General features: G+C 68.4%; 11 protein-coding genes and 1 pseudogene. 8 read left to right on the top strand and 4 right to left on the bottom strand.

What is annotated here, in order from left to right:
• Positions 1–2 precede the first annotated feature (2 nt).
• From AV521_RS25585 to AV521_RS25575, 3 genes are all read right to left on the bottom strand, one after another.
• Positions 3–983: an ABC transporter permease gene (locus AV521_RS25585; protein ID WP_076091062.1), complete on the bottom strand. Its 981-nt coding sequence runs from the start codon at positions 981–983 to the stop codon at positions 3–5.
• Positions 984–1,064: 81 nt separating this feature from the next.
• Positions 1,065–2,849 (bottom strand): ABC transporter substrate-binding protein, encoded by a 1,785-nt coding sequence (locus AV521_RS25580; protein WP_076091060.1) that lies wholly within the window; start codon positions 2,847–2,849, stop codon positions 1,065–1,067.
• A 74-nt stretch (positions 2,850–2,923) separates the two neighbouring features.
• Positions 2,924–3,955, bottom strand: coding sequence for an ABC transporter permease (locus AV521_RS25575; RefSeq protein ID WP_079249399.1), 1,032 nt, complete (start codon positions 3,953–3,955; stop codon positions 2,924–2,926).
• A 466-nt stretch (positions 3,956–4,421) separates the two neighbouring features.
• On the opposite strand from AV521_RS25575, the gene AV521_RS25570 reads away from it, so the two are divergent.
• The 5 genes from AV521_RS25570 (at position 4,422) to AV521_RS25550 (ending at position 10,233) form a co-directional block, all read left to right on the top strand.
• A complete protein-coding gene (locus AV521_RS25570) occupies positions 4,422–6,041 on the top strand; it encodes an ABC transporter substrate-binding protein (RefSeq protein WP_076091189.1) in 1,620 nt (539 codons plus the stop codon).
• Between the two features lie 5 nt (positions 6,042–6,046).
• Positions 6,047–6,967, top strand: a complete 921-nt coding sequence (locus AV521_RS25565) for an ABC transporter permease (RefSeq protein ID WP_076091058.1) — start codon at positions 6,047–6,049, stop codon at positions 6,965–6,967.
• Positions 6,960–7,940 carry an ABC transporter permease gene (locus AV521_RS25560; protein WP_076091056.1) on the top strand — a complete coding sequence of 327 codons (981 nt, stop codon included), beginning with the start codon at positions 6,960–6,962 and terminating at the stop codon, positions 7,938–7,940. Before AV521_RS25565 ends, AV521_RS25560 begins: the two co-directional genes overlap by 8 nt.
• A 267-nt stretch (positions 7,941–8,207) precedes the next feature.
• Positions 8,208–9,182 (top strand): ABC transporter ATP-binding protein, encoded by a 975-nt coding sequence (locus tag AV521_RS25555; RefSeq protein ID WP_076091054.1) that lies wholly within the window; start codon positions 8,208–8,210, stop codon positions 9,180–9,182.
• Entirely contained in the window at positions 9,175–10,233 is a 1,059-nt protein-coding gene (locus tag AV521_RS25550) for an ABC transporter ATP-binding protein (RefSeq protein ID WP_076091052.1), read from the top strand. The genes AV521_RS25555 and AV521_RS25550 overlap by 8 nt, the downstream gene beginning before the upstream one ends.
• Positions 10,234–10,375: 142 nt before the next feature.
• Here the strand turns inward: AV521_RS25550 and AV521_RS25545 are convergent, their stop codons facing one another.
• Positions 10,376–12,502 (bottom strand): prolyl oligopeptidase family serine peptidase, encoded by a 2,127-nt coding sequence (locus AV521_RS25545; protein WP_076091050.1) that lies wholly within the window; start codon positions 12,500–12,502, stop codon positions 10,376–10,378.
• A 164-nt stretch (positions 12,503–12,666) separates the two neighbouring features.
• On the opposite strand from AV521_RS25545, the gene AV521_RS25540 reads away from it, so the two are divergent.
• The 3 genes and pseudogenes from AV521_RS25540 to AV521_RS52760 all read left to right on the top strand — a co-directional run.
• Positions 12,667–12,861, top strand: a complete 195-nt coding sequence (locus tag AV521_RS25540; protein ID WP_076091048.1) for a hypothetical protein — start codon at positions 12,667–12,669, stop codon at positions 12,859–12,861.
• Positions 12,862–13,243: 382 nt separating this feature from the next.
• Positions 13,244–13,393, top strand: a complete 150-nt coding sequence (locus tag AV521_RS49420; RefSeq protein ID WP_179023384.1) for a hypothetical protein — start codon at positions 13,244–13,246, stop codon at positions 13,391–13,393.
• A 20-nt stretch (positions 13,394–13,413) separates the two neighbouring features.
• Positions 13,414–13,587 (top strand): annotated as a pseudogene (locus tag AV521_RS52760) (MFS transporter); the annotation flags it as partial.
• Positions 13,588–13,637: the final 50 nt, after the last annotated feature.

Here is a 13,637-nt window from a genome sequence, read left to right as displayed (position 1 = left end):
CCTTAGGCGAGGCGCACGCGCGGGTCGATGAGGGCGTACACGGCGTCGACGATGATGTTGAAGACGACGATCGCGGCCGCGGCCACCAGAACGACGCCGAGCAGCACCGGCAGGTCGTTGGTGCCGACGGCCTTCACCGAGAGCGCGCCGATGCCCTGGAGGCTGAAGGTCTGCTCGGTGATGATCGCGCCGCCGAGCAGCGTGCCGAGGTCGAGACCGAAGATGGTGATGATCGGGCCCATAGCGCCGCGCCAGGCGAAGCGGAAGAACACCGTCTTGCGGGAGAGGCCCTTGGCGCGGGCCGTGCGGACGTAGTCCTCGCTGAGCGACTCGACCATCTGGGAGCGCGTCATACGGGTGTAGTTGGCGGTGAAGATCAGCGACAGCACCAGCCACGGCACCAGCAGACCGCCGAACCACTTGCCCGGGTCGTCGGTGAACGGCGTGTAGTTGGCACGGTCCAGCAGGTGCCACTGGTCCACGAGGATGTACGTGGCGAAGACACCGACGACGAAGATCTGCATCGAGGACGCGATCAGCGAGGCCGAGCTGGCGACCTTGTCGAGAGCCTTGCCCTGCTTGACGGCGGCCAGCATGCCCGTGCCGACACCGAAGATCAGGAAGACCACGGAGCTGCCGAGAGCCAGGGAGAGCGTGGTCGGGAAGCGGTCCTCGATGGTGGCGAGGACCGGCTCACGGTTCTGGAACGAGTAGCCGAGGCACGGCGCGTCGCAGTGCCCGTACGAGGTGTAGTCACGCCCCACGAACAGGCCCTTGAGCCAGTCCCAGTACTGCACGGGGAGCGAGTGGTCGATCCCCAGGTTCTTCTTCACCAGGGCCAGGGTCTCGGGCGTGCAGACCTTGCCGCACGCGATGCGGGCGGGGTCGCGCGGAGCGGCGTAGAACAGGACGAACACCAGGGCGCTGATGATCAGCAGGATCACAGCGGCGCCGAGGGTCCGGCGGATGAGGAAGCGGAGCATGGCAGTTGGGTTTTCCTGACGGATGCCGTAGGGGGTGAGAGGGCGGGGCGGCACCGGGGCCGCCCCGCCAGGGGTCGTACGTCAGGCCTTCACGAAGGTCTTGTACAGCAGGGTCGAGGCGAACTGCGGGTCCATCTGGGCGCCGCCGACCTTGGAGCCGTGCAGGTAGTAGCGGCGCTGGAAGGTCTCGGGGATGATCGGCGCGACCTCCTGCATGATCCGCTTGTCCAGCGCGGCCCAGGCCTTGCCGGCCTGCTGCTGGTCGGAGATCACCGCGTTCTTCTTGATCCCGTCGTTGATCCAGCTGATGTTGGTCTGCGAGATGTTGTTCTGGCCGTTGCCGATGGCGGCGCCGTCGAACAGCGGCTGGATCACGGTGAAGGCGGTCGGCCAGTCCGGGGACCAGCCGAACCACATCACGTCGTAGCTGTTGTTGATCTGCTGGATCTGGTCGTAGTACGTGGTCTGGTCGACCGGCTTGATGACCGGGGTGAAGCCGGCCTCCTTCAGCGCGTTCTCGATGACGACCTTGGTCTTCATGTAGGTCGGGTCGTTCGGGAACGCGTAGACGATCTTCATGCCCAGCTTGCCGGCCTCCTTCAGGAGCGCCTTGGACTTCTCCGGATCGCCCTGCGGCTTGGCGGTCTTGCCGTAGAGGTCGTACTTCTCGTACCCGATGAGGTCAGGGCTCATGATCGAGGTCGCGAAGTCGCCGGCGGTGGGGCCGCCGTAGATCTGCCGGATCTGCTGCAGCGGCCAGGCGTGGTTCAGGGCCTGGCGGACCTTCAGGTCGGTGACGCGCTTGGTGTTGATCGCGTAGTAGTAGATGCCGGTGAGCAGGCCGTTGAAGCTGCGCGCCTTCAGCTGCGGGTCGGTGAGCACCTTCTGGATGCGCTCGGCCGGGACTTCCTTGTAGATCGACACCGCGTACTGGTCGTTGCCCTGGTCCGCGATGAAGCGGTCCGTGGAGTCGAGGATCGTGATGCCGAAGGTGAACTCGAAGCTGTCCGGGTAGGCGTTGCGGATCGAGTCGGTCGCCGGGTCCCAGTTCTTGTTGCGGACCAGGACCATCGACTTGTCGGTCGTGTGGGCCTTGATCTTGTACGGACCGCAGGCGGCCGGCTGCTTGTCGTACTTCTCCTTGGTGTCCAGCTTCGGCGAGGTGGCCGCGTACGAGTGCATCCCCAGGGTGAAGTTGAAGTCCGGCTTGGGCTCGGCCAGGTGGAAGGTGATGGTCCGCTTGGCCTTGTCGGTTTCGATCGCGTCGAGGTGCTTGCCCTTGTAGGGACCCTCGTAGGCGTCACGCCACTTGGCGCCCTTGCCGGTCAGCGCCATCTGGACGTAGGTGGCGGACTCGGTGATGAACGGGGCCCACAGGCGCTCGATGCCGTGGCGCACGTCCTCGACGGTCAGCTCGCTGCCGTCCTCCCACTTCAGACCCTCCTTCAGCGTGAAGGTCCAGGTCTTGTTGTCTTTGGAGGCGGTGCCGGTGTCGGTGGCGAGGTCGCCGACCAGCGTCTGGTGTCCCGCGGAGTCGGTCTTGTAACCGGTCAGGGTGCGGTGCAGGAGCAGCGCGGCCGTGGAGTTGTACGCGTAGTAGATGCGCTGCGGGTCCAGGTGGGAGAAGTCCTGCGGCGACAGGCCGTAGATCGTGCCGCCCTTCTTCGCACCGGGGATCTCCGGGGCCGGGCCGGTCGAGTCGGCCTTGGTGCCGATGGTGACCTTGGCAGCGGTGTAGGAGGTGGCACCGTCGGTCGGGTTGTTGCCGCCCCCGCCCCCGCCGCCGCTGCTGCACGCGGACAGCAGCGTCGAGCCCGCGGCCGCGACAGTGGTGGCGATGACGAAGTTTCTGCGGGAGAGAGACATGGCTGACCCGTTCGTAGTGGAGGACAAGAGGTGCTTGGGCCCGGCCGGGCCCCGTCGCTCGGCCGGGGCGGTACTCAGCGCTTGGTCTTCGGGTCCAGTGCGTCGCGGACCGAGTCGCCGAGGAGGTTGAAGGCGACGACGAAGATCACCATGGCCAGGCCCGGGAAGACCATGAAGGTGATGTCGTCCTGGTAGACCTTGGCGCCGTTCTGGATCATCACGCCCCAGTCGGGGGTGGGGTCCGAGAGGCCGACGCCGAGGAAGGCGAGAGCGGCTTCAGTGGTGACGTAGGTCGGCAGGAGGAGCGTTGCCTGGATGAGGATCGGGGTCCACAGGTTGGGCAGCAGTTCCTTGAAGATGATCCGGGCCGGGGAGGCGCCGGTGATCTTGGCCGCCTCCACGAACTCCCGCTCGCGCAGGGCGAGTACCTCGCCGCGCAGCAGACGCGCGATGGAGGCCCAGCCGAAGGCCGTCATCACGAGGATGAGGCTGGTGACGGTCAGCCAGACCGGGGTGTTGTCCTCGGGCGAGACGAAGATCGCGATGACCACCGGCCAGAAGGCGATGAAGAACAGGGTCTGCGGGAACGCCAGCAGGATGTCGATGATCCGGCCGACGAAATAGTCCGTCTTGCCGCCCAGGTAGCCGGCGGTGATGCCGATGACGACGCCGAGCAGGGTCGTCAGCAGGGCGGCGACGGTGGCGATCAGCAGCGAGTTGCGGATGCCGTAGAGCAGGAAGGTGAAGACGTCCCGACCGAGCTGCGGTTCGATGCCGAACCAGAAGTCGGAGCTGATGCCGCCGTTGGGCTTGACCGGGTAGTTGAACTGGTTGAGCAGGCCCGGGGTGTTCATGCCGTACGTGGTGTACGGGTCCTTGCCGTAGAGCTTGGCGATCAGCGGCGCGGCGATGCCCACTACGAAGAAGAAGACCACAACGAAGGCGGAAATGACGCCCGCCCGGTCCCGCTTGAAGCGGGTCCAGGCCAGCCGTCCCGGGGAGCGGCTCTCGGTGCCCTTGGGGGTGCCGGGCTTCGCCGATGCGGCGCTGTCTTCGTCGGTCACCTCAAGTGCGGCGGCCGGGGAAGGGGATGCGGGGGTGGTCATGATGCTCCGTGCCTTGTGGGTCAAGGCTCCGCAGGGCGCTCCCCTACGGGCTACGCCGGACTTTTTCAACGCAATTCATTCAAGGTCAATAAATTCTCGGTCCCCTTGGTTGCCTATTTACGTTCTTTACTCGGCCTTGACTGTTCCGTAGCTACGCGGGTAGCACGCTGTAATCAATCCGTGCTTCACATCGGGCCAACTGGACCAATCGGGCAATGAGTTCGATATGCGGACGGCAGTGTGCCGAAATGCGTACATCGGCACGTCGCAATCCAACGTTTCGGCATCGTTACACGAAGATCTGTTGCGCGGTGTGCAGAGGATCGTCTGGGTGGCCCTCGTCGGTTGCCTGCATTCGGATGACGTGTCCCTCTAAAGGCTGCTCAATCCGGCGGCGGGCATGCGATACACGGCACATGAGTCGATATTGGCCGGTATCGGTTCTGTGATCGCGGAGGAGGCCGCCATGCGGGGACGCACACACGCCCGAGGGGCCGCCTGTGTGATCGCCGCGGGGCTGCTGGCCACCGCCTGCGGAGGTGGCGGCGGCTTCGGCGGCGCCGGGGTGCTGACCTCCTCCTGGGGCGACCCGCAGAACCCGCTGGAGCCGGCCAACACCAATGAGGTGCAGGGCGGCAAGGTGCTCGACATGATCTTCCGGGGCCTGAAGAAGTACGACCCGCGGACGGGCAAGGCCCAGAACATGCTCGCCGAGCGCATCGACACCCCGGACTCGCGGAACTTCACGGTCACCCTCAAGGCCGGCTGGAAGTTCAGCAACGGAGAACCGGTCACCGCCCACTCCTTCGTGGACGCCTGGAACTACGGGGCCGGCCTGAAGCACAACCAGAAGAACGCGTACTTCTTCGGCTACATCGAGGGCTACGACAAGGTCCACCCGGACAGCGGCCCGCAGACCGCCGACACCTTGTCCGGGCTCACGGTCACCGGCCCCCGGACGTTCACCGTCCGGCTCAACCAGAAGTTCTCCAGCTTCCCCGACACCCTCGGGTACGCCGCCTACGCACCCCTGCCGCGCGCCTTCTACACCGACCACGCGGCCTGGGTGAGCAAACCGGTCGGCAACGGGCCTTACCAGATCGCGTCGTACACCAAGGGCTCCGCCATGTCCCTGAAGAAGTGGGACGCCTACCCCGGCCCCGACCCGGCCCGGAACGTCGGCGTGACCCTGCTGGTGTACACCGACAGCAACACCGCCTACACCGATGTGCTGGCCGGCAACCTCGACCTGGTCGACGACGTGCCCGCCACCCAGCTCAAGAACGTCCACACCGACCTGAACGGCCGCTACATCAACACCCCGGCCGGCATCCTGCAGACCCTGGCCTTCCCGTACTACGACCCGAAGTGGAACACCCCCGGGGCGCGCGAGGTCCGCACGGGCCTGTCCATGGCGATCAACCGCAAGCAGATCACCGAGACCATCTTCCGGGGCACCCGCACCCCGGCCACCGACTGGACCTCCCCGGTCCTCGGCGCGGCCGGCGGCTATCAGGCCGGACTGTGCGGCCACGCCTGCGACTACGACCCCGCCCAGGCCAAGAAGCTCATCCAGGAGGGCGGCGGGATCCCCGGCGGCCAGCTGAAGATCACCTACAACGCGGACACGGGGTCGCACAAACAGTGGGTGGACGCCGTGTGCAACTCCGTCAACAACGCGCTCGACAACGACAAGGCCTGCGTCGGCAACCCGATCGGCACCTTCGCCGACTTCCGCAACCAGACCACGGGGCACAAGATGTCCGGTCCCTTCCGGGCCGGCTGGCAGATGGACTACCCGTTGATCCAGAACTTCCTGCAGCCGCTGTACTACACGGGCGCCTCCTCCAACGACGGCCTGTGGTCCGACCGGCAGTTCGACCGGCTCGTCGACCGGGCCAACGCCGAGACGGACCGGGCCACCGCCGTCCGGCTCTTCCAGCAGGCCGAGGAGGTCGTCCGCGACAACATGGCCGCCATCCCGCTCTGGTACCAGAACGGCAGCGCCGGCTACTCCGCCCGGCTCTCCCGCGTGGCGCTCAACCCGTTCAGCGTGCCGGTCTACAACGAGATCAAGGTGGGCTGAGCGGCATGGCGCGCTATGTCGCACGGCGGCTGCTGCAGATGATCCCGGTGTTCCTCGGGTCGACGCTGCTGATCTTCCTGATGGTGAACGTGATGGGTGACCCCATCGCGGGCCTGTGCGGCGAGCGGGCCTGCGACCCGGCGACGGCCGCCCAGCTGAAGCGGGAGTTCGGCTTGGACAAGCCGCTCTGGCAGCAGTACGCGACCTATATGGGCAACCTCTTCACCGGCGACTTCGGCACCGCCTTCAACGGTCAGAAGGTCACCGAGCTGATGGGATCGGCGTTCCCCGTCACCATCCGGCTGACGATCGTCGCCATCCTCTTCGAGATCGTCATCGGCGTGACGCTGGGCGTGCTGACAGGCCTCAGGCGCGGTCGGCCCATCGACACCGGGGTGCTGCTGGGCACCCTGGTGGTGATCTCCGTGCCCACCTTCGTCACCGGTCTGCTGCTCCAGCTGCTGCTCGGCATCAAGTGGCAGTGGATCAGCCCGTCCGTCCGCTACGGCAGTTTCTACGAGCTGATCGTGCCCGGCCTGGTCCTCGCCTCCGTCTCCCTCGCCTATGTCACCCGGCTGACCCGCACCTCGATCGCGGAGAACAAGCGGTCCGACTACGTACGGACGGCGGTCGCCAAGGGCCTGCCCCGGCACCGGGTGATCGTCCGGCACCTGCTGCGCAACTCGCTGATCCCGGTGGTCACGTTCATCGGCGCCGACATCGGCGCGCTGATGGGCGGTGCGATCGTCACCGAGCGGATCTTCAACATCCACGGCGTGGGCTTCCAGCTCTACCAGGGCATCCTGCGCCAGAACACCCAGACGGTCGTCGGCTTCGTGACCGTCCTCGTCCTTGTCTTCCTCGTCGCCAACCTCCTCGTCGACCTCCTGTACGCCGTACTCGACCCGAGGATCCGCTATGCCTGAGCAGCCGCACGAGCCCGAGGGGGCGATCGCCGGGACCGGTATGGGCGGGGCGATGGACCTGGGCGCGAGCGAGGCGGCGACCCTGGAGCGCACTCCCGGAGGACCGCAGGGCACCGGCCCGGCGGGCAGGCCTCGCAGCCTCTGGTCGGACGCGTGGCGGGACCTGCGGCGCAACCCGGTGTTCCTCGTCTCCGCGCTGGTCATCCTCTTCCTTGTCTTCATCTCCCTGTGGCCCGCGGCGATCGCCATCGGCAGCCCCCTGAAGTGCGACCTCGCCAAGGCCCAGGACGGCGCGGGCCCCGGCGCGCCCTTCGGCTACGACGGTCAGGGCTGCAACGTCTACACGCGCACGGTGTACGGCGCCCGTACGTCCGTCACGGTCGGCGGGCTGGCGACGCTCGGGGTGGCCGTCGTCGGGTCGGCACTGGGGGCCCTGGCGGGCTACTTCGGCGGCGTCTGGGACTCGATCCTGTCCCGGGTCACCGACATCTTCTTCGCGATCCCGGTGGTCCTCGGCGGTCTCGTCCTCCTGTCGGTGGTCACCAGCAACACCGTCTGGCCGGTCATCGGGTTCATGGTGCTGCTCGGCTGGCCGCAGATCTCGCGTATCGCGCGCGGCTCGGTCATCACCGCCAAACAGAACGACTACGTCCAGGCCGCCCGCGCCCTCGGCGCCTCCGACTCCCGCATCCTGCTGCGCCACATCGCCCCGAACGCCGTAGCGCCCGTGATCGTGGTGGCGACCATCGCGCTGGGCACGTACATCGCGCTGGAGGCGACCTTGTCGTATCTCGGCGTCGGCCTCAAGCCGCCCAGTGTCTCCTGGGGCATCGACATCTCCGCCGCGTCCCCCTACGTCCGCAACGCCCCCCACGCCCTCCTGTGGCCCTCGGGCGCGCTGGCCGTCACGGTGCTGGCCTTCATCATGCTCGGCGACGCGGTCCGTGACGCTCTCGATCCGAAGCTGAGGTGATGGGGCGGTGCTGCTGGAAGTGCGTGGTGCTGGTGGGGAGTTTCCGGTCCGGGGGGAGGAGTGGTGCGGGCCGGCGAGGGTGCGGAGGGGCGGCCGGGCGGGAGAGGCCCGTGGCGGTGCGCGCTCTGTCGCGGTGCCCTTCCGGTGCGTCGGCGATCACCGTCCCGCCTCCCCCTGGGGAGTGCGCTGCCGGTCGCCGGTCTGCTTCCGGTATGCCGTCGACGTGGGTCCGCGGTGCCGTCGGTCCGAGGGTGAGGTGATGGGGTCGTGCTGCTCGAAGTGCGGGAGCTGCGGGTGGAGTTCCGGACGCGGGACGGGATCGCGCATGCCGTCAACGGGGTGAGTTACGAGGTCGACGCGGGGGAGACGCTGGCCGTGCTGGGGGAGTCGGGATCGGGGAAGTCCGTCACCGCGCAGGCCGTGATGGGGATTCTCGACATGCCGCCGGGCAGGATCACCGGGGGACAGATCCTGTTCCAGGGGCGGGATCTGCTGAAGCTGAGGGAAGAGGAGCGGCGGAAGATCCGGGGCGCCGGGATGGCGATGATCTTCCAGGACGCCCTGTCGGCCCTCAACCCCGTCATCTCCGTGGGGGATCAGCTGGGCGAGATGTTCGTCGTGCACCGCGGGATGTCGGCGAGGGACGCGCGGGGCAAGGCCGTCGAGCTGATGGAGCGGGTGCGCATCCCGGCCGCCGCCCAGCGGGTGCGGGACTATCCGCACCAGTTCTCCGGCGGTATGCGCCAGCGCATCATGATCGCCATGGCGCTGGCCCTGGAACCGGCGCTCGTCATCGCCGACGAGCCCACCACCGCCCTGGACGTCACCGTGCAGGCCCAGGTCATGGACCTGCTCGCGGAGTTGCAGCGCGAGTACCACATGGGGCTGATCCTCATCACCCATGATCTGGGGGTCGTGGCGGACGTGGCCGACCGGATCGCCGTGATGTACGCCGGGAAGATCGTCGAGTCGGCGCCCGTCCGCGACATCTACAAGGCGCCCGCCCACCCCTACACCCGCGGCCTGCTGGACTCCATCCCGCGCCTGGACCAGAAGGGACAGGAGCTGTACGCCATCAAGGGCTTGCCGCCGAACCTGATGGACATCCCGCCCGGCTGCTCCTTCCACCCGCGCTGCCCGATGGCCCAGGACGTCTGCCGCACCGACGAGCCCCCGCTCTACGAGGTCTCCGACGCGCGCGGCAGCGCCTGCCACTTCTGGAGGGAGTGCCTGCATGGCTGAGCCGATCCTCGAAGTGACCGGGCTCGTCAAGCACTATCCGCTGACCCGGGGCATCCTGTTCAAGAAGCAGATCGGCGCGGTGAAGGCCGTCGACGGCGTCGACTTCACGCTCGGCAAGGGCGAGACCCTCGGCATCGTGGGCGAGTCGGGCTGCGGCAAGTCGACGGTCGCCAAGATGCTCTGCAATCTGGAGCGCCCGACGGCCGGCTCCATCAGGTTCAAGGGCGAGGACATCACCCGCCTGTCCGGCCGTGCCCTGAAAACCGTACGCCGCAACATCCAGATGGTCTTCCAGGACCCGTACACCTCCCTCAACCCCCGGATGACGGTCGGGGACATCATCGGGGAGCCGTACGACATCCACCCCGAGGTCGCGCCCAAGGGCGACCGCCGCCGCAGGGTCCAGGAACTGCTGGACGTGGTCGGCCTCAACCCGGAGTACGTCAACCGCTACCCGCACCAGTTCTCCGGCGGGCAGCGCCAGCGCATCGGTATCGCCCGCGGACTGGCGCTGCGCCCGGAGGTGATCGTCGCCGACGAGCCGGTGTCCGCGCTGGACGTCTCGGTCCAGGCCCAGGTGATCAACCTGCTGGACCGGCTGCAGTCGGAGTTCGACCTGTCGTACGTCTTCATCGCGCACGACCTGTCCATCGTCCGGCACATCTCCGACCGGGTGGGCGTCATGTACCTGGGCCGGATCGTGGAGATCGGCCGGGAGCCCGAGATCTACGACCACCCCACCCACCCCTACACCCAGGCGCTGCTCTCCGCGGTCCCGGTCCCGGACCCCGAGGCGCGCGAACGCCGCGAGCGGATCATCCTGAGCGGAGACGTGCCGTCCCCGACGAACATCCCCTCCGGCTGCCGCTTCCGCACCCGCTGCTGGAAGGCGCAGGAGCGGTGCGTCGTGGAGGTCCCGGCCCTGGCGGTCCCGGCCGTGTTCCGGGGCACGTCCGGGCCCGCGGCCCATGACTCGGCCTGTCACTTCGCCGAGGAGGCCGTGTTGATCAGGCGCTCCGCGCCGGGGGCGGTCCCGCCGGAGGGAGAGTAGGAGCGTACGGCAACGGGCCGGGACGACATGGCGCGTCCCGGCCCGTTCACGGCACCCGCACGGCCGTACGCTGATCAGCCTCCCGCGTCCGTATATCGGTGCCGCTTCGGCAAAGTTGCCTGCTTGTTAACGCAGTTGACGGTCATTTGTCCCCGTCCGGCAGCGAACGCCGCAGGAAGTCCAGCTGCAGCCGCAGCAGGTTCTCCGCGACGGTCTCCTGCGGGGTCATGTGCGTCACCCCGGACAGCGGCAGCACCTCGTGCGGGCGGCCTGCGGCGAGCAGCGCGGAGGACAGCCGCAGGGAGTGCGCGACGACGACGTTGTCGTCCGCCAGCCCGTGGATGATCATCATCGGGCGGTGCGGCTCCGCCGGTTCGACCAGGCCCGCGTCGTCGATCAGCGAGTTGCGGCGGTAGACCTCCGGCTGCTCGTCCGGGAGGCCGAGATAGCGCTCCTGGTAGTGGGTGTCGTACAGCCGCAGATCGGTGACCGGGGCGCCGACGACCGCCGTGTGGAAGGCGTCCGGGCGGCGCAGCACGGCCAGCGCCGCCAGATAACCGCCGAAGGACCACCCGCGGATCGCCACCCGGCCGAGGTCCAGCGGGAACTCCTCGGCGAGCGCGTGCAGCGCGTCCACCTGGTCCTGCAGTACGGTGGCGGCCACCTCGTCCCGGATCGACTTCTCCCAGGCCGGTGAGCGTCCCGGCGTGCCCCGACCGTCGGCCACGATCACCGCGAACCCCTGGTCGGCGAACCACTGCGAGGTGAGGTGGGGGTTGTGCGCGGCGAGCACGCGCTGGCCGTGCGGGCCGCCGTAGGGGTCCATGAGGACCGGCAGGGGAGTGTCGCCGTGGTAGTCGCGTGGCATAAGCACGGCGCACGGAATTCGGCGTGCGCCCCCTTGGGTGAGCGTCACCCGCGGGGACAAACCGGGGTCTTCCGCGTACGACCGGACAGTTGCCGTCGGTTTTCCGTCACGCAGCACCTGGGCCCGGGTGCCCGGGCGGTCCGGCGTCGCGGAGACGAGGACCGTCACGCCGCCGGCCCGTACCGCCGTGTGCACGCCCGGCTCCTGCGACACGCGCTCCACGCCCAGTTCGTTCACGCGGTACACATGAACTTCGCCAATCTCCGGCTCCTGAGCCTCCTCACCCGCAGAGGCGGAAACCAGAACGTCCTCCGGACCCACGTCCAGTACCGCGCGCAGGTGCAACTGGCCGCTGGTCAAAGGCCGTTCACCGACCGCCAGCACCCGGGCGCCGCCCTCGTCCGCGATGCGGACAAGCTGCCCCGAGGGGCTCCAGCAGGGCACTCCAGCGAACAATTCAAGCCAAATTGGATCTTCATCCGCGTGCACCATCCGGGTGGCCCCCGTCTCCGGGTCCACCGCCAGGAACAGCTGGCTGCGCTGGTCCCGCGCCTGCACCAGCAACAGCGGCGCACCCGCCGCTGACCAGTGCACATGGGCCAGATACGGATAGCGGGACCGGTCCCACGCCACCTCGCTGCGCTCCCCGTCGAGGCCGACGACGAACAGTCGTACGTCCGCGTTCGGCGTGCCCGCCGCCGGGTACGCGATGTTGAGTGGCTCACGCTCCGGGTGGGCCGGGTCCGCGATCCACCACCGCCGTACCGGCGTGTCGTCCACGCGCGCCACGAGCAGCCGGCGCCCGTCCGGCGCCCACCAGAAGCCGCGCGCACGCCCCATCTCCTCGGCCGCCACGAACTCGGCCAGGCCATAGGTGACCTGCTCCGACTCCGGCTCGGCGAGCGCCCGGTCGTCCTCGCCCTCGGCGCCCACGACCCGCAGCGCACCCCGCGCCACGTACGCGATGTGCCGGCCGTCGGGGGCGGGACGCGGGTCGATCGCCGGTCCCGGGACCCTGAGTTCACGTGTCGTGCCGGCTCGCAGCTCGGCCATGAAAAGCCGCCCTGACAAGGCGAAAGACGCCAACTCCAGGGTCGTGTCGGTGGCATAGCCGACGATGCCGGCACCCCCCTCGCGGCTGCGTTCCCGGCGCGCCCGCTCCTCGGTCGAGAGTTCTTCACTGGCGCCGCCGAGCAGGGTGCCCGGGTCGGCCGCCAGGCGTTCCGCGCCCTCCGGAAGGTCCATGATCCAGAGTGAGTTGGCGCGGTCGGTGCCGGAGGCGGAGCGCAGGAACGCGACACGCGAACCGTCGGGCGCCACGGTGAACGCACGCGGCGCGCCGAGCGTGAACCGCTGGGTCCGGGCGTGCCGGCGGGGGAAGGAGTCAGACTCGGTCGTCATACCCCGACCATATTGGCCATGCGCCCCCTTGTGCGGCCGTGCGCCGCGCGATGCGCGAGCACGGATAGTTATGATCACTACCGCTGTGTGGGTATGAACCTGCTGGCGTCTGCATGGATTTGCTCTACTGATCTAGATCTGGCGATCTTTGGAGGTGAGCCGCCGTGGCACTCTCGATTTCGGCGGTGGTGCTGCTGGCGATCATCGTCTTCCTGCTGATCAAGAAGTCGGGGTTGAAGGGCGGTCATGCCGTCATCTGCGTTCTGCTCGGCTTCTATCTCGCCTCCTCGACCATCGCGCCCACGATCAGTCAACTCACGACGAACGTCGCGAGCATGATCAGCAGCATCAAGTTCTGAGCCAGAGCGCCGAGTTCTTTGCCAGGGGCGTCAAGTTCCGCGCCGGCGTCGCCAAGTCCGGAGAGGCCCTGGTCTGTCTCGGGCGCGACGAGGGCGGCCGTACCGTGGCCGTGAAGGTCGTACGGGCCGACCATGCCGGACACGACGAGTTCCGCAGGCGGTTCGCCCGGGAAGCGGCCGCCGCGCTGCGGGTGGGCGGGAGTTGGACGGCGGCCGTGCTCGACGCCGACCTGGAGGCCGCCGTCCCCTGGGTGGCGACCCGGTGCATTCCCGGACCCGACCCGCACTCCGTGGTCGCCAAGGACTTCGGGCCGCTGCCCGAGCACTCGGTCCATTCGCTGGTGCTGGCGCAGCTGACGGTGCTGTGCGAAGCGACCTGGGGATGGCACGGCCGTTCATCCACCGGGAACTGCACCTGGCGGCCGCAGCGGGGGGCACCGGCTCGTTGCCGGTCGTCCACGGCTTCTTCTTCGGCGGGCTGCTGCTGTTCGGGGGCAGCTCGCGGACCGTATCGGGCCCAGACGGACACTGATCACCGGTCTGGTCGGATGCGTGCCGGCCGCCCTGCTCGCCGCTGCGGCCGCCGGTACCGGCTCGATGATCTCCGCCCGCGCCCTGCAGGGCGTCTCGGCCACGCTGGTCACACCGTCCGCGCTCGCCCTGGTGAGCACCGGCTTCACCGATCCGCGCGAGCGCCGCAGGGCGTTCGGTGTCCATGCCGCGGTCGGCGTCGGCGGTGCGGCACCCATGACGCTGCCGAACGCATGGCTGCTGGA

This window comes from Streptomyces sp. IMTB 2501 (assembly GCF_001953885.1).
Classification (GTDB): domain Bacteria; phylum Actinomycetota; class Actinomycetes; order Streptomycetales; family Streptomycetaceae; genus Streptomyces.
The sequence above is the reverse complement of the archived record's forward strand: the minus strand, read 5'-3'. Positions and strand labels throughout refer to the sequence as shown.